This window comes from Bacteroidia bacterium (assembly GCA_033391075.1).
Classification (GTDB): domain Bacteria; phylum Bacteroidota; class Bacteroidia; order J057; family J057; genus JAWPMV01.
This window is the reverse complement of the sequence record JAWPMV010000001.1, coordinates 6,100,334-6,122,626: the sequence shown is the minus strand read 5'-3', so window position 1 is coordinate 6,122,626 and position 22,293 is coordinate 6,100,334. Positions and strand designations below refer to the sequence as shown.

Below are 22,293 nucleotides of genomic sequence, written 5' to 3'. Positions count from 1 at the left end.
ATAAGACACCATACAAGACTGAATCATACAATGAGTAGAACAAGTACCTTAATCATCCTGGGAGTAATTCTCCTGAGTTTTATCGGAGGAGGATTTTACCTGGTGAAAAAAGACCAGGAGAAACCGGTCATGTTTAAGACAGAGCAAGCCTTTGTTACGGATATCGTTGAAAAAACGGTAGCTACGGGTTCTGTCATTCCCAGAAAAGAAATTGAAATCAAGCCTCAGGTTTCTGGTTTAATCAGCAAACTTTATGTAGAAGCCGGGGATGAGGTGAAGAAAGGAGACCTGATTGCAACTGTTCAGATCGTACCTGATATGGTGAGTCTGAACAATGCTGAGAACCGGGTTCGCAGGGCCAAAATTACCCTGAAAAATGCCAAGCAGGACTATGAGCGAAATGAGCCTCTCTACAAGGAGGGAGTCATTGCTGCTGCTCGTTTTCAGGAATTTCAACTGGCCTATGACAATGCAGAAGAAGAATTGGGCGCTGCTCAGGACAACCTGGAGCTGATCCGAAAAGGATCAACCAAGCGCTCAGGACGTACGGCTAATACCAATGTAAGAGCAACCATTGCCGGGATGGTTCTGGATGTCCCCATAGAAGAAGGTAATTCGGTAATTGAATCCAATACCTTCAATGATGGAACAACCATTGCCATCGTTGCTAATATGGAAGAAATGATTTTCGAAGGTACTGTTGATGAGTCTGAGGTTGGAAAACTCAAGAATAATATGGACCTCGAACTTACCATTGCTGCGATTGAGGGAGAAACTTTTAATGCTAAACTAGAGCATATTTCCCCTAAAGGAGTTGAGGATAATGGAGCGATACAGTTTAAAATACGTGCTGCCATCAATCTGAAGGAAGATCAATTCATCAGAGCTGGATATAGTGCAAATGCAGATATCGTTCTTGATAGAAAGGACAGTGTGCTAGCCTTATCCGAAGCCCTCTTGCTTTTTGAAGGCGACAGTACGTTTGTGGAGGTTGAGACTTCTCCTCAGGAATTTGAGAAGATCGCGATAAAAACAGGGATATCGGATGGGATAAATGTCGAGCTATTGTCAGGCATAGATGACCAATCAAAGGTTAAGAACCCCAACCCTATCCGCGAAGACGATAAAAAAGAAAAAACTACTAACTAGATCTACGAATCTGACCCAAGCAGCGACAGCTGTTTATTATCCTGACCCAACTTATATCTTTTATAAGTTGGGTTAAATTGTCTATCTTCGGGTGTTGGATAGGTAGGCGCATTCGATGTGGCAAAAGGGGATTATGGCTCGAATGTTGTCTTAATGCTGGTTAATTGAACGTCCGCATGCAGATAAGAAAGGCATACCGTATTGTCTTCTCACTAATTTTGGGGATTTTAGTCCTCAACATTCCCTCGTTTTCTCAAGTGGTAGATAGCATAGAAGGAGAGATCAAAGGTCTTCCCTTTAAGGAGCAGGTGAGCGAAGTTCGCAAGCTAGCCAATCAATATGCTGCCAAAGGGAAACGTACAGATGCAATGGCCATCGCGCAGTATGGCTACAAAATCTCTTTAAGTTCTGGCGATATCGATCTGCAAGGATCGGCCCTAATGTCTTTAGGGAATATCCACCATTTGCTGGAAGACCCCGGACTGGCCCTTACATTTTACAAAAGAGCTTTTTCCCTTAGACAAAGAGAGGGTGTTCCCAGCAAGATTCGCGTAGCTATCAATCGGGTGGTAAAAACCTGTGTAGAATTGCATCGGTATGACGAAGCCATTCCATTTTATGAAGAAGCAATAAAGCTGGCGGAGGGAGAAAATGATTCTATCGCTGTAGCTGAAGCCAATATCAAAATGGGTTATATGTATGAAAAACTTCGTTTGTACGAAGACGCATATAACCGATTCTTTGCAGCCATAGATATCAGCAAAAGAGCTAAGGATAGTAGCTTGTTGGTGACTGCTCTTACTGGAGTAGCCAAGGTTTACTGGGCCTCTGATAATTATGTGCGAGCGATAGAGACCTATGAGCATGCGGAAAAGATTCTTCGGGATGTACAGGATCAATTCCAGTTGGGAGAGCTCTACCAGGATATGGGGATGCTTTATTTGGAAATAGACAGTATGAATAAGGCCGAAACCTATTTGGATCAGGCCTATGTGTATATACAGGAAATTAAAGACGAGCGGCTGTTGACGGAAATCAATAGCAGCTTTGGTGATGTGTACATGGCTCAAGGGAATTATGATCGGGCCTTACGGCATTATGGTATTGCCCTGGATCAGCAACTGCTTAGCCAGGACTCTACGGTCCCCCCTCTGTTCAATATGGCCAATGCCTATTATCGAAATGGGGAATATGAGGACGCAATCAGTGTCCTGAGTAATGCGCTTTCACTTGCACAGCGAACTCCCCGCGATACGATGCGGAAAGATATCTACGAACTCATGAGTGATATCTTCAATGCGTCGCAGGATTTTAGTAATGCCTTTGATTACTATAAGCTTTATACTGAGCTCAATGACTCATTGAGTAATGCGCAAAAAGAGTTTGCCCTGGAAAAAACCAAGGAGGTATATGATGAACGCCAAAAGCGACTCATAGCAGATGGTGCAAGCGAGAAAGCCAGCTTGCAAACCCAGAATCTGACCATTCTGCTATATGCGAGTTTTATCGTATTGGCACTCATTGTCCTCTTGGCAGTAGTGCTTTACCGACAAACCCGCTCCAAGCAAAAAACCAACGATCAGTTGGCCAATCGAAATAAGGTGATCCATATGCAGAATCAACAACTGCATAAAATCAATAAGAGCCTGGAAGAGGCCAAGCACCAGGCAGAAGCTGCTTCGGTTGCCAAATCCAACTTCCTCGCTACCATGTCTCATGAGATTCGCACCCCGATGAACGGAATTATTGGGATGACGAGCTTATTGAAAGACACCTACCTGAATCCTCAGCAAAAGGATTATGTGGGGACAATTGCGACTAGTAGCAATAACCTACTTTCTATCCTGAATGATATCCTGGATTATTCTCGTGTAGAGGCTGGTAAACTTGACCTGGAAATCAAAACATTTGAGGTAAGAGGACTCCTGGCAGAGGTTACAGCACTTTTTGAGAATGGAGCTAAAGAAAAAGGCCTGAAACTGGCCTTTCATTTAGGAAAAGAAGTTCCTCGTTTTATACGGACTGATCCCAATCGTTTGAGACAGGTCCTGGTCAATTTGGTCAACAATGCCCTGAAATTTACTACTGAAGGTAGTATCGATATTTTGGTCTGGCTCTCAGATGCCAATCGGATGAATTTTGAGCACGGAGAAATTTGTGAAATAAACTTTGCAGTAAAAGATACAGGTATAGGTATTCCCAAAGATGCTCAGGAAAGCATTTTTGAATCCTTCCAGCAAGTTGACAACTCTGTTTCCCGTAAGTTTGATGGTGTAGGTTTAGGATTGGCGATCTCGAGAAAGCTGGTTCACCTTATGCATGGAGACATTCATGTGGAAAGTAAAGAAGGCTTAGGTTCGACCTTCAAGTTTACTATCCAGGGTATCATTGATAGGGAAGCTGAAAAAAGAGAACAGCCTAAGGTTGATACCGGATTTGATAAGATGTTGGGCGAAAGATTTCCCCTGCGAATTATGGTTGCAGAGGATAATATGATTAACCAAACCGTGATAGAAGGTATCCTGGAGAAGATGGGTTTTGATATTGAGTTGGCAGATAATGGAAGAGAGGCAGTAGATATGCTCAAAGATAGCGGCTTTGACCTCATTTTTATGGATATCCAAATGCCCGAACTGGACGGCTTAAGCGCTACCCAGGAGATTATCGAAACCTATGGCAATGATAAACGTCCTGTGATTATCGCGATGACTGCAAATGCTATGGCAGGGGTTCGTGAACAATACCTAAGTGCAGGAATGGATGACTATATCAGCAAACCCTTTAAGCTGGAAGACCTTGAGAAAGCCATTTCTCACTGGGGTCAAAGAATTTTACAGAAAAAAGGAATAGGAGCCTAAGGGCTAATTAATCTTCCTCTTTAGGAGGATTTTCCAGACTGGATTTGACGTAAGACATCAAATCCTGCCAGAGTAACTTACGACTCAACCATCCGATAGTAAAGATCAATCCCAGAATCAATCCTATGAGGGCAAAGAGGATGGGATTCTTTTTAGATAGGATAAAGGGAGGAATGGGTTCGTCTAATACCTGGATAATGGGAGTTACCCTTTGTAGTTGGGAGGCCGCTTGCTCACGATTGGTGACCAGGGTGATATACATTTCTTTCAGATACTCCAGCTTTACTTCCAATTCTTTAGCCGAAACCATTCTGCTGGAAAAGACCAGACCCTTGTTGCGATCCTGGAATCGGGCGAGAGCCTGTGCCGCATTATCCAATTCTCCTTTGATTGAGTCTGCACGAGCAGTGAAAAAATCAAGATTGATACGGGCTTTTTCTGTTTTTTGCTTTCTATAATAATTACTGAGCTTTTCAATATAAGTACTGCTCAATATACCCGTAAGGGAATCATCTGAAAAGCTGAGATCCATGGTAAGGAAGCCATTTTCTTCCTTTTCGATGATTACACTTCCCCGCACAAATCTTCCTGCCAGGATGATCTTACTGGCATAGGAACGTTCGTCGCCACTACTCAAGAGGCGTTTTGCTAGCTGGATAGGAGATATGCTTTTGGGAAACTTCTCAATTACCAGGTCTGCAATCAATCTCTCTTCCCCTTCGAAAGAAACGGTATCTTTTACTACTTCTTCGCTTAGATTTCGGCTTTTCAAGACCTCTTCCATCATACCTGCTTCATCTCCATCCAATCCTCCGGAACCAAGTAGAAAAGATAGAGGACTTCCTGCCAGACTTGGTGAATTATTTGTGCCGGTTTCAGGATGAAAACTCGCATGTGCTGTATAAAATACAGGCGCAGTAAAAGCGTAGATCGCCAAAAGGATTCCCAGAATAAGGGAGACCGCAATAATGAAGGGTCGATTTCGGTTTATCTTTGCCTTATAAACCTCTAGTCTGGCATTTAATTCTTCAAGAGCCACAGTATATTAATTATTGGCAGTATTTCTCAGGAGAACAGCGAAGGTCAATAAAGCCGTCAGGGTTGCAATGAGTTCCTGCGTATTGATCTTGAATCTGTTTTCTCCTTCTTTATCTTTTTTCTTTTTCTCTGGTTTGGAAGCTACAACTATGGTTGAACCCTGTCTTACTTTTGGATAAAACTTTTTCCAGAAGAAACGCCCGGTCCCTCTTACACTTCCATCAGCATAGGCAATTGTATTCTCTCGTTTCAAGGTTCGTTTGGCATAACCACCTGCATATTTCTTTACATAATACTTATAGCGAGTTTTGCCTTTCTCATACATAACTGTGATCCCGGGTCTCAGGACATTACCCGAAATGGTAACTGTATTCTGAAGTGGGGGAATCAGTAATTTGTCTCCTGCAAGTAGGGGGACGTCAAATTTCCCACCCGGATTTGACAGGGCTTTTTTGAGTTTTAGAGATATCGGACCATTGATCCCCTCTCTAAAAATTTGAGCCCCTTCAATATCAGCGAGATCAGTCGGTCCATTGGCTCTTTTTACCAAAGAACTGACCCGCTCGAATTTTCTAATTTTATTGTATTCGCCCGGACTTACTACTTCTCCTTCGAGGTATACACTTTCCTGGACTTCGAAATCGGGATTTTTTCGAACGAAGATTTGATCGAAAGCATTGATTTCCACTTCTGCCAGGCTGGGATCATTTTGCCAATCCTGATTTACACTTATAGTTTGTTGTACGATAGGGGTAGGAATGATATTTCCATCCTCTTCCAATTCGATAATCCGTGTGAGTTCAATATTTTGGAAATCGGCAAAGAGCTTTAGGCCTCCTGCCTGATAGATCAGGTCTTTGAGGGTCATATTGGGGACCAATAGATATTGGCCAGGATTTCTTATCTCTCCTTTTATTTGTATGTAGGTATTTTCAGCGAAGGTATTTTCTGAGATAAGAATTACTCTTTCAATCCCATCCAGACTTACATTTTCAAGGGCTTCTTCTGATTCCCAGTTACGATCAATAGAAAAGCGCACGATTTGTTTGTCCGTGGGTTTTGTTCCATAAAGTCCTTTTTCAGAAATCGCTACTTTACTATGCAGCTCAACTTCAAAGCGATCGGATCCCGCAGTAACTCCCTTGGCCTGATAGATCAGATCTTTTAGGTCCATGCCCTCCATAAGGCGGTAGGTTCCGGGTGCATTTACGGATCCTTCTATGCTGACCTGTTCAAACTGCATGAATTCATATTTGGAGTAAATATGGATGCGATTGAAAGGCCGCAAAAAGATCGAATCCAACTGGCTATTGTTTTGCCAATTTTCTCCTATGCTTATCCGTAAAGAATATTGTACTTTGTTTCTGTAGGTTTCCAGGGAAGGATCATACTGATCTATGTGGGGCTTTATCTTAGTAGGATGTAAATCTGAAATCTCTGGTACTAACATCAACTCGATATTGTGAATATTTGCGCTGATTTTAGGTCCATTTGCCAGATAAAGGAGGGTCTTAAGATTGAGATCGTTGGCATTCTCAAATACGCCGGGACTCCTCACCTCTCCTCCTATCGCAATCATAGGTTTATCCTCAAGCAATTCATTCGAAAATACATAGAGGATGTCGCGGTTTTGTAAGGGAATATTTGCGTTAGGGTTTTTGGCTACAACCTGAGGCATATCTATGGGAATATATCTCAGATTGTAGGTGCCGATCTGGCTACGCATGATATAGGCCTGTCCGACCAGGGCATCTTCTTCCAGCCCTCCCGAGCGATCCAGTAGGTCTGAGATTCTATCTCCGGCCTGAAACTGATAATTGTCGGGAAAACGCACACTTCCTCTTACGCCTACATAGTTTCTCAACCTAAGATTTTGAGAACGGATAAATACTTCATCCCCTTCTACCAGCGGATAATCGGGAGTATTGGTTCCCAGATGTTTTTCCAGTTCAAAGGTGAATACATTCTTTTCTCCCAATTCAAAACGATCTATACGGGCTCTCTCTTTTCTGGCGAAAAAACTCAATCCTCCGGAAAAGAGTATGAGCGATTTGAGTTGCTCGTCTTCTCTGAGTTCATAGAGGCCCTCTCTTTCAACAGCTCCAGAAATTCTGACAATTTTATCCTGAACGGGTACAAAGAGAAAATCATTGTTTTGCAGGAATAATGGTTTGTCTTCTCCTCCTATGAGATATTCATAGATGTCAACAATCTGTACGGTTTTGCCATTTCTCTTGATATAGATATTTCTGACACTTCCTTTTTCCTTAACTCCTCCTGCTTCAAACAAAGCATTGAAGGCCGGAGTTGCTGCATTGATTACATAGGCCCCAGGGCGTTCTACTTCTCCTGCAATATTGACGGTGATTGTTCGCTTACTTCTCCCCATAAATATCTCTACCTGGGAACAGGAGGCAAAATAACGTCGGTATTTATCCAAAAGAACCTTTTGTGCCTGCGCATATTTCAGGCCGGCCAGATATACTTTACCCAGATACTTACGAGATACGGAGCCGTCTTCTTCAACGATTAAGCTTTCTGATAATTCACTACAGCCCCAAATGGTAACATTGAAAGCATCCCCTGTCCCAATGATATAGTTTTCAGGAGGAGTGCTAGGTATGGCTCGGATAAAGGCACCCGTAGTGTCGTGAAAAATTTCATGACCGAAGATTTGGTTGACCGCTTCTTTCTCTGGCTGACTCGGTTTTGGTAGAGGTTTAACCTGAATAACTTCCTGCTTTTCTTCCTTTATGCTATCTAGAATAGGTGGAGTTACCGGACTGAGAGTCTGGCTGCTATCTGAGGCTTGAGAAACTGCAGGGATCAGGCCTTCGCTCCTGAGAGCAGCGATGATCTCTTCTTCAGAGCTTCCGGCTTCCTGGAGACTTTGGACACGTGCTTCAATTTGGGTGAGGTTTTCCGCGGGAATTTCCGTTGGATTGATATTGTATTTTCTCAGTATCTCCGCAACAGCATTTTGGTCCTGAGCCTGAAGTACTCCCTGCAAGGCAATGAAAAGTACTCCGAATATGAATATTTTTGAAAAGGCGATATATCGATCCATAGTAACTAACAGACTTCTGCAAATCTAGCAATTCCTAATGTTTCTGCTAAGTGATGTAATTACAATAAGTCCTTCTTTCTTACCTATTTAATTTCCTGACATAATTCAACCAGAACACCGGAACAGTCTTTAGGATGAATAAAACAGATCATTTTGTTGTCTGCCCCTTTCTTTGGCTCTTCATTTAATAATCTGTAGCCCAGCCCTCTCAATCGCTCCATTTCCGCATAAATATCCTCCACTTCAAAGGCTATATGATGGATTCCCTCTCCTTTTCTTGCAATAAACTTTCCTATAGCCGAGTCTTCCTTATCCGATTCCAGCAATTCGATTTTACTTTCTCCCAGCTGAAAAAAACTCGTTGTTACTGATTCGCTTTCAACCTTTTCCTGTTTATAAGGGGCAATTCCTAACAACTCTTCGAATAACTTGTCTGCGTCTTTCAGGCTCTTTACAGCTATACCGATGTGTTCTACTTTCATGATAAACGATCTTTTCCAATGATAATTGAGAATCCTTTGTATATATTTGAACTTCAAACGGATTCTATGCGCCTAAAATTACACAAAGAAGGAAGAAGGATCATCCCTGTAAGCCTTTTAATTATCAGTCTTTTAATCTCAACTGCATATGTTATGCATCCTATTCTGGGACATGTTTTCCTGGTATTGGGGTCTGTGCTTGGCTTTCTGGTGGTTAACTTTTTTCGAAATCCTGAATTTGATATCCCGACCAATGATTCTCATATCCTCGCGCCCTGCGATGGAGAGGTAGTTGTTATTGAAGAGGTAGAGGATCAGGTTTATTTTAAAGGGAAGGTGCTGCAGGTGAGCATCTTTATGTCTCCCCTCAATGTCCATGTGAATCGCAATCCCATTGGAGGGAAGATTCGTTTCCTGAAATACTTTCCGGGAAAATACCTCATGGCCTTTAATCCAAAATCCTCCAGCCTCAATGAACAGACCTATGTCGTTACGGAAAATAATCGCGTAGCAGTGGCCTACAAACAGATTGCAGGTTTTCTGGCAAGAAGGATCAAGTGGTATGTAGAAGAGGGCCAGGAAGTAGAGCAAGGGGCTGAATACGGCTTTATACGCTTTGGTTCAAGGATAGATATCCTGATGCCTGTTTCCTGCAAGGTTCAGGTGAAATTGGGAGATAAAACCAAAGCGGGTAGAAGTCTGATAGCTACAGTCGAATAAGCTTATTTCCTGACGGAAAGCATATTCAGAATATCCTCAACATATTTACGGTTATTGGCGAGTCTGGGAACTTTATTCTGGCCTCCCAGCTTCCCGCGCTTTTTCATCCAGTGATGAAAAGTCCCTTTAGGCATGACCCTCAGTAAAGGGAATCCCAGAGCGAGATTGCCTTTTCGTTTTGCCTCATAATCTGAATTCAGGCTTTTGAGGGTTTCATCCATAATATGGGTGAAGCTGTTTATATCCGTAGGTTCCTTTTCAAATTCTATGAGCCATTCGTGCCCTCCTTTGTTTAGGCCTTCAAAATAGATCGGCGCAGCTGTATAGTCTCCTACAATAGCCTCTGTCTCTCTAGCTGCTTTGGTTATGGCTCTTTCGGCATTGTCTACCATGAGTTCTTCTCCAAAGGCATTGATAAAATGCTTGGTTCTGCCTGTTACCCGAATCTTGAAGGGATCTTTCGAGGTAAAGCAAATGGTATCTCCGATGTTGTAGCGCCAGAGGCCACCATTGGTACTGATGATCATGGCATAGTTTCTCCCTAACTCAACTTCATCCAGAGAATATGCCTTTGGGTGATCCTCGTGGATATTTTCTGCAGGGACAAATTCGAAGTAAATCCCATAATCCAGCAATAGGAGCATATCATCTGCTTCCAATTCATTTTGCACAGCAAAAAAGCCTTCGGAAGCATTGTAACAATTGAGATAACTCATTTGATCACTGGGGATCAGGGATTTGAACTGCTCCCGGTAGGGATCAAAGTTGACTCCTCCATGCAGGTAGAGTTCAAGATTTGGCCAGATATCGAGGAGATTGTCGGTGCCTCGCATCTCCATCAATTTGTGGATCAAAACGAGGGTCCAGGTAGGAACTCCGGCTATTCCTGTAATATCGTCATCTATAATTTCCTCCGCCATCCGAGGGAGTTTCTCCTCCCAGTTATCCATAAGTGCGACGGATTTGCTGGGAGCTCTACATAACTCATAGAAGCGAGGAACATTCTCTACGATCAAAGCACTGAGGTCTCCGCTTATCACATCCCCATATTCGCTATGTGTTTGATGACTTCCTCCAATAGAGAGGGTTTTACCTGCAAAGAGTTTACTTTCCGGCTTATTGGTAAAGTACATACAAAGCATATCCTGACCCGCTTTGATATGAGAATCATCCATGGATTCTAAACTGACAGGAATGTATTTACTCTTATCATTTGTGGTACCTGAAGATTTTGCAAACTGCTGGGTTTTCCCTGGCCAAAGCACATGGGATTCTCCTTTGAATGCTCTTTCTATCCAGGGATGCAGGTCTTCATAGGAACTGATAGGTACCTGGGACCGAAAATTCTCTATGGAATGGATGTTCTTATAACCATAGGTCTTGCCCCATTCAGTCTCTCTTCCTTTTTGAATAAGCCTGGAAAGGACCATGTCCTGAGTTTTGTGTGGGTGCCTCGAAAAATTTTCAATCTGCTCCATCCGCCGCTTGAGTACCCAACTTGCGATTTTGTGTACTAGTAGTTTCATCGGTTCAGCTGGAATTTTTCGCCCAGATAAAGTCTCCGGGCTTCCTCATTATCTGCCAATTCTTCAGCAGTTCCCGACATCTTGAGCGATCCTTCATATAAAAGGTAAGCTCTATCCGTGATGTTGAGTGTTTCATGAACATTGTGGTCAGTAATGAGAATGCCAATATTTCGTTTTACGAGTTTTGTAACCAGATTTTGAATCTCTTCCACCGCAATAGGATCAATGCCTGCAAAGGGTTCATCCAGTAGGATGAAGTTTGGATTTACAGCCAGCGCCCGAGCGATTTCCGTTCTCCTTCTTTCTCCTCCTGATAGCACTTTTCCCATATTTTTTCTGATATGGGTAATGCTGAATTCCTCCAATAACTCCTCTGTACGCTCTTTCCTCTCCTTCTTATTTAATTTGGTGGCCATTTCAAGTACAGCCGTAATATTGTCCTCTACAGATAGATTTCGAAAGACGGATGCTTCCTGAGCCAGATAGCCGATACCCATTTTGCCTCTTTTGTACATGGGTTGTCGGGTAATGTCCTGATCGTCCAGGAAAATCTGGCCTGCATTGGGCCTGATCAAACCTACAATCATATAGAAAGTAGTCGTCTTTCCCGCGCCATTTGGTCCCAATAGCCCTACAATTTCACCTTGTTTTACTTCCAGAGACACTTGATTAACAACTGTTCTGGTTTTGTACTTTTTAACCAAATTTTTAGCGGAAAGCTGCTGCATAAGGCGCATATTATAAGATTTTAAGATAATAAAAAAAGCGATGCCATTAAAGACATCGCTTTTTTTGGAATATTTCCTTTGTAAATTAATCTTGCTCAGGGCATTATGACTAATTTATGGGGAATCTGATATTTTTCTCCTTTCATGACCAGCAAATAAATGCCGGCTTCCAGACTCGGCAAGGACAAATTCAATTCCTGTTTTCCAATGCTAAAAGTAGATGTCTCCTGCAAAGGGTGAATGAATTGTCCATTGAGGTTGTATAAGTCGAATGAAAAAGCCTGAGATGCTGCGAGTTCAAAACTGATTTGGATGCTCTCTTTTGCCGGATTTGGAGCAATGCTCAATTGGGTACGCTCAATGAGGTCTTTGAGATTGGTTTTTACTCCTCTTTCAGCGAATAATAATCCGAGGCCGTTATTCGAAAGTTGATTTTTCTTCCCGATGATATAAAAATCTTCTCCTAGCAGATGCAGATCAAAACTACGGGCGATTTCTGCTGAATTATTATTGATTGAAACCTGGTTCCAATTCCCAAATTCATCTCTTCTCCTGAGGCCCATTTCATCCCGAATATCAGATATGTTGTACAATACCCAGGGCCTGTCCTGATCATCCAGTAGGAGTTCCATAGGATTTCCGATGAGGTTTCCACTTTGAGCAGCAACGCGGCTAATATTCCATCCTGTGCCATCATTTTCAGCTATCTGAATCTCATTGGCCGTGGCATCCTTAAAGGCAATACTTGTCAAATCTGAACTATTGATACCGATAGAGGTGAAATTTGGATTGAAATTAAAGGCCTGGGTAATGTCTTCGATTTGCCAGCTGGCTCCCGGGCTGAGGGTTGCATGCTTTACTTTGGGATTGATTACGTCAACATAAGAAATATGGATCGTCCCATTTGTTTCAAAATCCATATCCAATCCCCTGCCAATGATATTGCTACTATTGTCAACTACGGTCATATTCCAGGGGCCATTGAGGGAATTGGAGGTGACATAATGTAAATGGCCGGTATTGAGGTTGAAGTATGCAATGTGGTATTGCCCATTTATAAATTGGAAGTCAAGGTCTCTTGCTCGGGTATTGCTAATGATGAATCTGGAATTCCATCCATTCTGATTCCATGCAATCCTGATTTGTTCGAGGCTATCTTCTGCATAAACAATAAGCGGACTATTTGCCGCATCCATTTCCATGCTAATATCCATGATTCCTGAAGCATCCGAGAGGATTTCTTCGAAATTCCATCCCGAACCAGTATTGGAAGCATATTGAAAGCTTCCGGAAATGTCTTCCAGATAGGCTACAAATTTTGAATCTGTATTTCCATTTCTGATTACCTCACTGCTAAGGATATTTCCTCTCAATTCACTTCGGGTAGCATTCTCAACTCTCCAGTTGGATCCATCTATAGCTCTTGAGCTCAAAAGCAATTGATCGCTTGAGGAATTATAGTGTAGAACCCTAACGCTATCTCCGTCTATGAGCACCTGGGTGCCGGTATTTGTTGGGCTATTGCTGATCGTTTCATACAGCCAGTTTTGTCCACCATCTATTGATCTTCCCAATTGTAAAAGCCCATTATCTAAATCAAAAAAGGAAATAAACAGACTGTCTGGACTCAAGGCTTTTACGCTGGCATAATTTCGATAAAATTGTCCTGAGCCTCCGATTCCTCTATGAAAGGGGCTATAACCGGCCTGGCCAATAGAGTCTGGATGAAAACGAGTGAAAAACATCGGACGCCTGGGCCCGAATACATCTCCATTTCCATAGTGATTGGAAACCGTATAAACGACATTCATAATTGAATCTCCCAGCAAATCTGCCTGGATGAATTCAAAACCTTCACGGAAGTGATTTTCATTGACGGTATTGAAAAATCTATCTGAAGAGTCAATAGCATTTACCTCCCAGTTTATGAGATTGCTAGAGGAATACAGGAGCACATCATGATTATGTAAAGAATTGGTCAGGCCAAAGAAACGATTATCAGAGGTCGTCAAAACCTGGCAAAATTCTCCAAAACGGTCACCATCCAGTAAACATCCAAATCCTTTCTCGTCCGGGATATTGTCAAAAGGAGCAGGATCCCAGCTTCCGTCATTGAGTTTCACCAGCATATTCATATCCAGATCATAATCCAGATAAGTCCGGTTGACTATGGGCCCACAATTTCCGAGGGTATTTACTTTCCCATCAAAATAGATAATTACGGGATTTCCATCTGCCTGAAAAAATATGTCCAGAGAAGTTTGGGCAAAAATGGGGAATTCCTGGTCAATGCCGTATTTCCCAATATGCTCGGTAGGCAGCGGAATTTCGACCTGCCAACTGCCCGACTCATTGGTGATGTAGCGAATCTGAGCATTTGATTGAACCCTTTTTACATAGGCGATATGTACATTTCCATTATCATCCAGTGCGATGGCTGATTTGAAGCCATGAAAGTTGTCGCCCACATCCAAAGTCTCAAAAGCCCAATTTCCATTTGCTGCATCGCGACGACCATATTTCAGGCGATCTTCATCGGCCTGCCAGTAGGATACATGGAGATCACCATCAGAACCCATGACCACATCTGGATTGGCGCCGGATTCCTGAATGTCGGTGATGATATTTTCGAAGCTCCAGTCCAAAGCCTGGGCCTGGGTAGTTTCTGTGGGGAAAAAGACTCCGATTCCGATACAAAGCAAGTAGAGGAGCGGTGTTCTAGATATTTTCATCCGGATGCTTAATGTCTTTTAGTCGTAGATTTATTTGTGTTTTATTTTTCCAAGTATTGAAAATAGGTTGATATGCTATGTGTAAAAATTGGGTACCCATGTTTTCCCATTTAGCTGCGAGATTGAAACCGATGGCTTCGATCATACAACGATCTTTTTCCAATACAAATTTTACATGCTCTCCTTTTAGGATTTTTGCATGCCTCACTTTTACGGATCGTGTGGCGAAGACCGGTTTTTCATTTTCTGGTCCAAAAGGTGCCATTCTATTGATCAATCGGATAAAGCGATCGGTAATTTGGGGAAATTCGAGCATATGATCGATATACAAAATGGGCCTTTTCTGTTCGGGTGTAAGAGTTCGGGCAACTTCTTCTTCAAATTGTGCTGAGAAGCGGGGAAAATCTTCTTCACGAATGCTCAAACCGGCAGCATAGGCATGTCCTCCAAACTGAAGAATATGCTCTTTACATGCGTAAAGACTTTGGTACAAATCAAAACCGGCTACACTACGAGCAGAACCTACGAGTGTACCTTCCTCTGAACGAGTAAGCATTACTGTAGGTCGATAGTGATGTTCAATCAAACGAGAAGCAACAATTCCGATGATGCCTTTATGCCATTCGGGATGATAGAGAACCGTGGAGGATTTTTTGAGATAAGTTTCGTCCTGTGAGATCATTTCCAGGGCTTCCTGAGTGGTTTCCCTGTCCATGTTTTTTCGCTCCTCATTGGACACCTGCAATTGTTCCGCAAGACTTTTGAGGGCTTCATTTTTTCCCAGCAAAACTTCTACTGCTTCTTTTGCATGAGAAAGTCTGCCTGCTGCATTTACCCTCGGGCCAATGAAGAAAACCAAATCTGAGATATCCCATTCCCGTTCATATTTAGCCTGGGCCATGATGGCAGAGATTCCTTTGAGCGGGTTTTTTCTAATCTTTTGCAAACCGTGATAAGCCAGGGAGCGATTTTCTCCCGTAACAGGCACAATATCGCAGGCAATACTCAGCGTCAGGAGGTCGCCATAAAGGTCGAGTGGAGACTGATCTATACCTTTGCAGCTATATCCCGCTTCCTGAAGTTTGGGATGAAGGGCCTGAGCCAGTTTAAATCCCACTCCGCATCCTGTGAGGTATTTGTAGGGGTAGGCACAATCACTGCGCATAGGATCCAGAATGGCGAGAGCTTCTGGCAGCTCGTTCCCGGGTTTATGGTGGTCACAAATGATGAAATCCAGTTCTTTCAGTCTCGCATAGCGAACCTGTTCGATAGCTTTAATCCCACAATCCAGGCTAATGATCAGACGGGCTCCAATTTTTTCGGCATAATCTATCCCTTTATAAGAGACTCCATAGCCTTCACCATATCGATCCGGGATATAATAATCAAAATCAAAGCCCCATTTTTCGAAAAAGAGGCTCAATAAAGTAACGGCAGTGGTTCCATCTACGTCATAATCACCAAAAAGCAATATTTTTTCGTTATTGCTTCGGGCGAGGAGGATTCTCTCTACTGCTTTATCCATATCGCAAAGCAGATAGGGATCATGAATTTCGCTCAAGTCTGGCTTGAAATAAGATCTTGCTGCCAAAAAATCGCTTATATTTCTTTGAAGAAGAATTTGCGCGATTGGTAGGGGAAATACCTGGCTGGTTTTTAAACTTTCAGCAAGGGTTCTGACTTCTTCTTCTGGAGAGCCGGGACGAAAGAGCCACTGCATCTGGGTCATAAGCTTATCTGGGCTATTAAGGTGCAAGGTAAAACAAAAACAAATGGACAGGAAATATCCTGCGTGCATATCATGGAAATAAAAAAGATCATACTCATTCTCGCATGCTTTGGTCTGTGCCTAAGTAGCCAGGCGAAGCATTTGGTAGGCGGAGATATGGAATATACCTGTCTGGGCAAAGATCAACAGGGCTTTAACCTCTATCAGATCACCCTGAATGTTTACCGAGATTGCCAACCTACTATCGACTTTCCTACTAATACTCCATTTGACCCCGAAATAGCCATCCAGATATACAACGCACTTAATAATTCTTTAGAAACCGAGATAATTATTGCCTTGACCGATACCCTTGTACTACCTCTGACTGGTAGTGATAGCTGTGTTGCGCCTCCTGCAAATTTGTGTTATGCACGGGGAACATATACGACCACTATCCGCCTTAGAGATAATACATCGGGCTATGAATTGGTATGGGGAAGGTGTTGTCGAAATGAAACCATCCAAAATATTTTACAGCCTGGAGAGTTTGGGATGGCGATAAATACCCGTATTCCCAATACGGCTTTATGCAATAGTTCTCCCAGTTTTACCAATCAGCTGCCTACTTATATCTGTCGAAGTGATCTCTTTTCCTTTGATCATAGTGCGACGGATGCGGATGGAGATGAATTGACCTATGATATTGTTACTCCGTTTACCGCAGGCTCTCAGATGGATCCGGTACCGGTTGTGCCTCCTCCTCCCTTTCTCCCCATTGCCTGGCTGCCAGGATATGGATTGAGCAATGTGATGGATGGAAGTCCAGCTTTGAGAGTAGACCAACAAACAGGAGTTCTAACCGTTAGTCCTCAGAATCTGGGGCAGTATGTATTTTCTCTTCGGGTAACTGAAAGAAGGAATGGGCAAGTAATAGGAGTGATTAGAAGGGATATTCAGGTGAATGTGATCGATTGTCCAATCAACTTTCCGCCGAACATTCAACTTCCTGATACGGATTTGATCAGTGGGGACACTCTCTTTTTTGAGCGCGATCAGGAAAGTTGTTTCTCTTTCATTGTTTCGGATCAAAATGGACCGGGTATAGGGAGTGATTCGATTAGTTTTCGTTTCGATGGCCCTCATCTGGCTTTGCCTGATCCCGGGGATATACAAGTACAAAGTATAGGGATAGATTCCCTCCTGGTTCAGTTTTGCTGGGCACCCGGCTGTGATTTTATCGACTTTCCCCTAAACTCCCTCATTTTTGAAGTAGAGGATCAGAATGATTGTCCGGCGCCTAACCGGATTCGGGATACGATTTATTTTCAGACGATTGCACCTGAATTAATCATGCCGGAATTTAACTGCGTTCAGGTCATCGATAATCAAACCATACAATTGGATTGGGTGGGCTTGACGGCAGATCAGCAAAATGGATTTTCCTATTTCTCTATTTCACGAGATGATGGGGCGGGATTTGTAGAAATTGCTCAGATCGCCAATCCCATAGCCAATAGTTTTGTCGATATATCGGCCAATAATGCTGACCAGCTAAACTATTGTTATCAGCTGGAAATTTTCTATGAATGCCCAAACCTTGAAAGTGGACCGCCGAGTTTGACCTTTTGTTCTGAACCGGCTACGGGAGCAGGTATTTGTGCTGTCTCAGCTTCGAATGGAGCTATAGAGATTAGCTGGAGAGAAAATTTGGGAAGTAGTTTTCGAGCCTATCGTGTGTATAAAGTTGTGAATGGCAATTCCCAATTGGTAGAGGAAATCTTTGATCCCATGGTGACCACTTGGATAGATACAGAAGCCATTGATGCGGCAGAATCCTATTGTTATGAACTGGGTTTGCTTTCGGCTTGTGATCAGGAGGTCCTGACGGGCCAGCATTGTAGTATTCCCCTGGAAGCAACTGATGATGAACTCGAGATTACGATTAATTGGGGGGACTATGCAGGATGGGTTGACGGCATTTCCAATTACGTGATTTGGCGGAGGACCGCTGATTCGGATACGATACTTGGTAACCTGGCTCCCGGCTTGAATCTGGAGTGGATAGACCGCGATATTTCTTTAGAGCAAGGAGGGCTTTACTGCTATCGGATACAGGCGATTCCTGAGAATCAGGATAGCTGTCGAAGCGAAGCCTGGTCTTTGGAACAATGTATCAGTTTCGAACCTAGTGTTTTCGCAGCCAATGCCTTTACCCCCAATGGAGATGGCATCAATGACCTCTTTGAAATTAAGGGGAGCTTTTTCAGCCGTTTTCAGTTGCGAATTTATAATCGATGGGGCAATGAAATCTTTGTAACGGATAATATCGATCAGGCTTGGGATGGAACCAATAGTGGCCGGCCCGCTCCAGAAGGTGTTTATGTATATATGGTCGAATATGAAGATTTTAGTGGGAATGTCTTTCAGAGTTCAGGTTCGATTACCCTGATTCGCTAGGAAAGTAACCAAACCATCAAACTGATACTCACGATGCCCGTGATGATGGCAATCCAGATCTTCCTCATAGAAAGAGGTTTGTCTCCAGCTACATAACCTTTCTGTCCATTGATCATAAGCTGGAAGTTTTGCCCTCGGTATTGATAGGTTGCGATCCAAACAGGCACAAGGACATGGCGGAAAGCTAGCAGCATATTTTCCCGATTGTATTTAAAATCTTTAAATACATCTCCTCTTCTACGGTACTCGGATTGCCGTTTTACTTCATTTTCAATTTGCTTATCAGCATTTCTTATTCCTTCTATTTCTTCTTTCTGATAAACTTCTGTTATGAAGTCCCTTAGATAAAGGGGATCATAAGGAACCAGTTTAAATTTATCATAGGGTTGAATGTTTTTGAAATGCTTCATCTGGATTCCTTTGGATGCTTCTATAAACATGCGATCAAAGGTGTGCTCCCAGTAACCATTGCTGGGATTCCAGAAAATTTTGTCTTGCTTGTTCTGTTTTACCTTTCGACCGGCTTGTCCTTTCCAGGTAGATCGGGTAAAGGCATCGATAAAAAACACAGGAAGATACACCCCTCTTAGTCGGTCTCTTTGGGTTGTTTTCTGTATGGAATTGGGGAGAAAGAGGTAATTGCGTTTGAAGAGAAATCTCCTGAGGATTTTTCGTGCTCTTTCCAGGGGAATGGTAAAGGGAATCACATCCTTGGGCTCAAGCACTTTATTCAAACGCTTGGATTCTGTCAGCTCCGTTCCTTCGCAAAAGGGGCAAATTTCCAATTCTTGCTCTTCAGGCACAGCTACAAAGGCACTGCAGCCTCCGCACTGAAACTCCTTGAGTTTAAGTGCCTGGCCCATACCTCTTCTAAACTTTTTGAAATTGACATTAGAAGCCAGGGGGCGATCGACAACCTGATCCGAATTCTTTTGAAGGGGGCGTTCGTATCTACAGTCTCTACAAGAGAATTTTTTAATCCCCCCTTTATAATCCATTTCACCCCCACATTCGGGGCAAAAGTGATGCAAGTAGGTTTCTTGTGACGCCTGTGTCTTTGCCATATCTTCTAATGCAAAGGCAATATACGAAAAGTAAAAGTGTTCTGGTGTTCATGTGTTCTGGTGCTCTGGGAAGGAACACGAGAACACCAGAACACGTCTTTAAATCGGATTCACCCCTGCATACTGTATACCCGTCAATCGGTGCATATCATAATCAAAGGTGCTCAGGTCTTGTTGGGTAAATTTGCTCAGGTGATCATGGCCGCAGGCTCTTGCGAGAACCTTCATGAGGTCTGTGGTGGCGCTGAAGAAGTTTTTGAGTTGTTGGGCGGATTTGTCAATCTCGAAACGGGCGCGAAGATGATCTTTTTGAGTAGCAACTCCTACCGGGCAGTTATTGCTGTTACAGGCACGCATACCGAGGCAGCCGATGGCTTGTAGAGCCGAATTGGAAACAGCTATGGCATCTGCTCCCATAGCAAGGGCTTTGGCAAAGTCCTGGGCCACTCTCAGGCCCCCTGTGATTACGAGGCTGATATCTTTCGCTCTTCTTTTATCCAAATGTTTTCTTGCTCTTGCCAGAGCGACAATAGTAGGGACACAAATGTGATCTCTCAGGATGGTCGGAGCTGCTCCTGTACCTCCGCCTCTGCCATCCAGAATGATATAATCGGCACCTGCCTCAAGGGCAAAATCTATATCTGCTTCGATCCGGCTTGCTGCGAGTTTGTAGCCTACGGGTATTCCCCCACTTACTTTTCGTACTTCTGCAGCAAAATCGATGAAATCCTGCATGCTATTCATATCGGTAAAAGTGGCCGGGCTAATGGCCGAGGTTCCTACTGGAATATCCCTAACGGCAGATATATCAGGCGTAACTTTATTGCCGGGTAGGTGCCCTCCTGTACCAACTTTTGCACCCTGTCCTCCTTTGAAATGGAAGGCTTGAGATTTAGCTACCTTTTCCCAGCTAAATCCAAATTTTGCCGAGGCCAATTCATAAAAGTATTTACTATTATTGGCTTGCTCATCCGGCAGCATTCCCCCCTCACCCGAACAAATCCCGGTACCTGACATTTCAGCTCCTTTTGACAAAGCTATTTTCGCTTCCCGGGAAAGAGACCCAAAAGACATATCCGAAACGAAAAGTGGGATATCCAGTTCCAGGGGCTTTTTCGCTCTGGGGCCAATCACAACTTTCGTCCCTACACCCTCTTCATCCAATAAAGGTCTTTGTGCCAGCTGAGCAGGAAGAATCTGAATATTATCCCATTTTGGGAGGGTATTGCGATCTACGCCCATGGCAGCTGTTGGACCATGATGCCCAAAGTTCTTGAGGCCATTTTGAGCCAACTCTTTTATAAATAAGGTATAGGGCTCAGTATCTTCCATGTGGGTATCGGCATATAGACCGAGGTATTCATCTCTGTTGAAACGAGAAGGAACCTTTTCTTCGAAAGCGATTACATCTGCTTTATCTATATAGACTTTCCCGTCTTTGATGGCAGCTGGAAATTTTTCCAGAATTTCAGCGGGATTGTAGGCACTTACACCTGTATCAAATCTATAGTCCCAATTGTGGAGGCCACAGATCAAATTGTCTCCTTCTATCCTTCCATCACTGAGCAAGGCTCCTCTATGCAGGCATCTTCCATAGAGTACAGAAACATCTTCACCATAGCGAATGACGACCAGATCCGTTTCTGCAACCAAGGCATATTGAGGTTCCTTTTCCGGGAGTTCAGCAAAGACCGCAACTTGCTCAGCCTGGAACATCTTTTCAAAAGCTTTATAGAAATCCATAAAATGAATATTAAAGGAGGTAGAGGTTAATAATGTGTGTAAGTAAAATTGGATTGAGAAGTTAATAAGAATCCCATGCAAAAAACTCGAATTAAAGAGGATAAAATCACTACAGTTGTCGTGCAAGCTACGAGAGGGGTGAAAAAGTATTTTTTTTTTCAAAGGTAAATCTGCCCCTATTTTAATTAAACTGCGAAATTCAAAAATATCCCTCATTTCCCTCCATGAATTTTCTGTTCCTCTCTTTGAATTACGATATAGAGTGTGTAACTTGCGCTCCGATTCTGAAAAACGCTTGTTTAGAAGAATCAAACATAGATAGCCCTTCATGGCAATGCCTCTAGACTGCTTAGCAGCAGAAGTATCCCGGAAGGTTCATTAAGTATAGGTGTAGAGATTCGGTCTGTCCGAATGCTGCGTGTAAGCGCCCTCTACATTTGACTTGGTTAACCACCCACCTAGATACTTAACCATGGCAGGTACTTCATGAAAGTGCATCTTCTCCGGATGAATTCATGGCTTAGACAGCCTGCCGAATCATCCAACCGAAATAAAATTTGTAAAAGCTTGTAATAGGCTCAAATCGTGAGTACTTTTGCAGCCCTTTTACGAAAAAATTGAAACGTATAGCATTTATTTATGCCTACTATACAACAACTAGTACGAAAAGGCCGGAAGGTCAAAGCCGAGAAAAGTAAATCACCCGCTCTGGACAACTGTCCTCAGCGTCGTGGAGTATGTCTGAGAGTTTATACAACGACTCCCAAGAAGCCTAACTCTGCTCTAAGGAAAGTTGCAAGGGTGCGTCTTACCAACGGGAAGGAAGTAAACGCCTATATCGGAGGAGAAGGACACAACTTGCAGGAACACTCTATTGTATTGGTGCGTGGCGGTCGTGTAAAAGACTTGCCTGGTGTACGATATCACGTTGTACGCGGAGCCCTTGACACAGCTGGAGTTGAAGGAAGGATGCAGGGACGTTCAAAATATGGTACTCGTAGACCCAAAAAGTAATTGA

14 protein-coding genes are annotated in these 22,293 nt (G+C 43.1%); 5 read left to right on the top strand and 9 right to left on the bottom strand.

The genetic code is table 11. The annotated features are described in order from the left end of the window. Positions 1-30: 30 nt before the first annotated feature. Positions 31-1,149: an efflux RND transporter periplasmic adaptor subunit gene (locus R8P61_24410; protein MDW3650239.1), complete on the top strand. Its 1,119-nt coding sequence runs from the start codon at positions 31-33 to the stop codon at positions 1,147-1,149. A gap of 176 nt (positions 1,150-1,325) precedes the next feature. Beyond that, the gene (locus R8P61_24405; GenBank protein MDW3650238.1) at positions 1,326-4,007 is read left to right on the top strand and encodes an ATP-binding protein; all 2,682 of its coding nucleotides are present in this window, start codon (positions 1,326-1,328) and stop codon (positions 4,005-4,007) included. Positions 4,008-4,014: 7 nt separating this feature from the next. Here the strand turns inward: R8P61_24405 and R8P61_24400 are convergent, their stop codons facing one another. From R8P61_24400 to mce, 3 genes are all read right to left on the bottom strand, one after another. Further along, positions 4,015-5,046 (bottom strand): Wzz/FepE/Etk N-terminal domain-containing protein, encoded by a 1,032-nt coding sequence (locus R8P61_24400; GenBank protein MDW3650237.1) that lies wholly within the window; start codon positions 5,044-5,046, stop codon positions 4,015-4,017. A 6-nt stretch (positions 5,047-5,052) separates the two neighbouring features. Beyond that, positions 5,053-8,112, bottom strand: a complete 3,060-nt coding sequence (locus R8P61_24395) for an SLBB domain-containing protein (GenBank protein ID MDW3650236.1) — start codon at positions 8,110-8,112, stop codon at positions 5,053-5,055. Positions 8,113-8,195: 83 nt separating this feature from the next. Beyond that, complete coding sequence (mce, locus tag R8P61_24390; protein MDW3650235.1) at positions 8,196-8,594, bottom strand: methylmalonyl-CoA epimerase; 399 nt, start codon at positions 8,592-8,594, stop codon at positions 8,196-8,198. Positions 8,595-8,660: 66 nt separating this feature from the next. On the opposite strand from mce, the gene R8P61_24385 reads away from it, so the two are divergent. Further along, on the top strand, positions 8,661-9,314 hold the full coding sequence (locus tag R8P61_24385; protein MDW3650234.1) for a phosphatidylserine decarboxylase family protein: 654 nt from the start codon (positions 8,661-8,663) through the stop codon (positions 9,312-9,314). 2 nt (positions 9,315-9,316) lie between these two features. On the opposite strand, the gene R8P61_24380 is transcribed toward R8P61_24385, so the two are convergent. The 4 genes from R8P61_24380 to recJ form a co-directional block, all read right to left on the bottom strand. Further along, positions 9,317-10,840, bottom strand: a complete 1,524-nt coding sequence (locus tag R8P61_24380; GenBank protein ID MDW3650233.1) for a GH3 auxin-responsive promoter family protein — start codon at positions 10,838-10,840, stop codon at positions 9,317-9,319. Beyond that, entirely contained in the window at positions 10,837-11,568 is a 732-nt protein-coding gene (gene lptB / locus R8P61_24375; protein ID MDW3650232.1) for an LPS export ABC transporter ATP-binding protein, read from the bottom strand. Before lptB ends, R8P61_24380 begins: the two co-directional genes overlap by 4 nt. A 95-nt stretch (positions 11,569-11,663) precedes the next feature. Further along, positions 11,664-14,300 (bottom strand): T9SS type A sorting domain-containing protein, encoded by a 2,637-nt coding sequence (locus R8P61_24370; protein ID MDW3650231.1) that lies wholly within the window; start codon positions 14,298-14,300, stop codon positions 11,664-11,666. After that, a complete protein-coding gene (gene recJ / locus R8P61_24365; protein ID MDW3650230.1) occupies positions 14,287-16,029 on the bottom strand; it encodes a single-stranded-DNA-specific exonuclease RecJ in 1,743 nt (580 codons plus the stop codon). The genes R8P61_24370 and recJ overlap by 14 nt, the downstream gene beginning before the upstream one ends. Before the next feature lie 72 nt (positions 16,030-16,101). Between recJ and R8P61_24360 the strand changes: the two genes are divergently transcribed. Next, complete coding sequence (locus R8P61_24360; GenBank protein ID MDW3650229.1) at positions 16,102-18,468, top strand: gliding motility-associated C-terminal domain-containing protein; 2,367 nt, start codon at positions 16,102-16,104, stop codon at positions 18,466-18,468. Here R8P61_24360 and R8P61_24355 read toward each other — a convergent pair. Both R8P61_24355 and R8P61_24350 read right to left on the bottom strand, forming a co-directional pair. Then, positions 18,465-19,532: a hypothetical protein gene (locus R8P61_24355; protein MDW3650228.1), complete on the bottom strand. Its 1,068-nt coding sequence runs from the start codon at positions 19,530-19,532 to the stop codon at positions 18,465-18,467. The two genes, R8P61_24360 and R8P61_24355, sit on opposite strands and share 4 nt — an antisense overlap. 99 nt (positions 19,533-19,631) lie before the next feature. Further along, entirely contained in the window at positions 19,632-21,275 is a 1,644-nt protein-coding gene (locus R8P61_24350; GenBank protein ID MDW3650227.1) for a glutamate synthase-related protein, read from the bottom strand. 639 nt (positions 21,276-21,914) lie between these two features. Between R8P61_24350 and rpsL the strand changes: the two genes are divergently transcribed. Continuing rightward, complete coding sequence (rpsL, locus tag R8P61_24345; protein ID MDW3650226.1) at positions 21,915-22,289, top strand: 30S ribosomal protein S12; 375 nt, start codon at positions 21,915-21,917, stop codon at positions 22,287-22,289. Positions 22,290-22,293 lie beyond the last annotated feature (4 nt).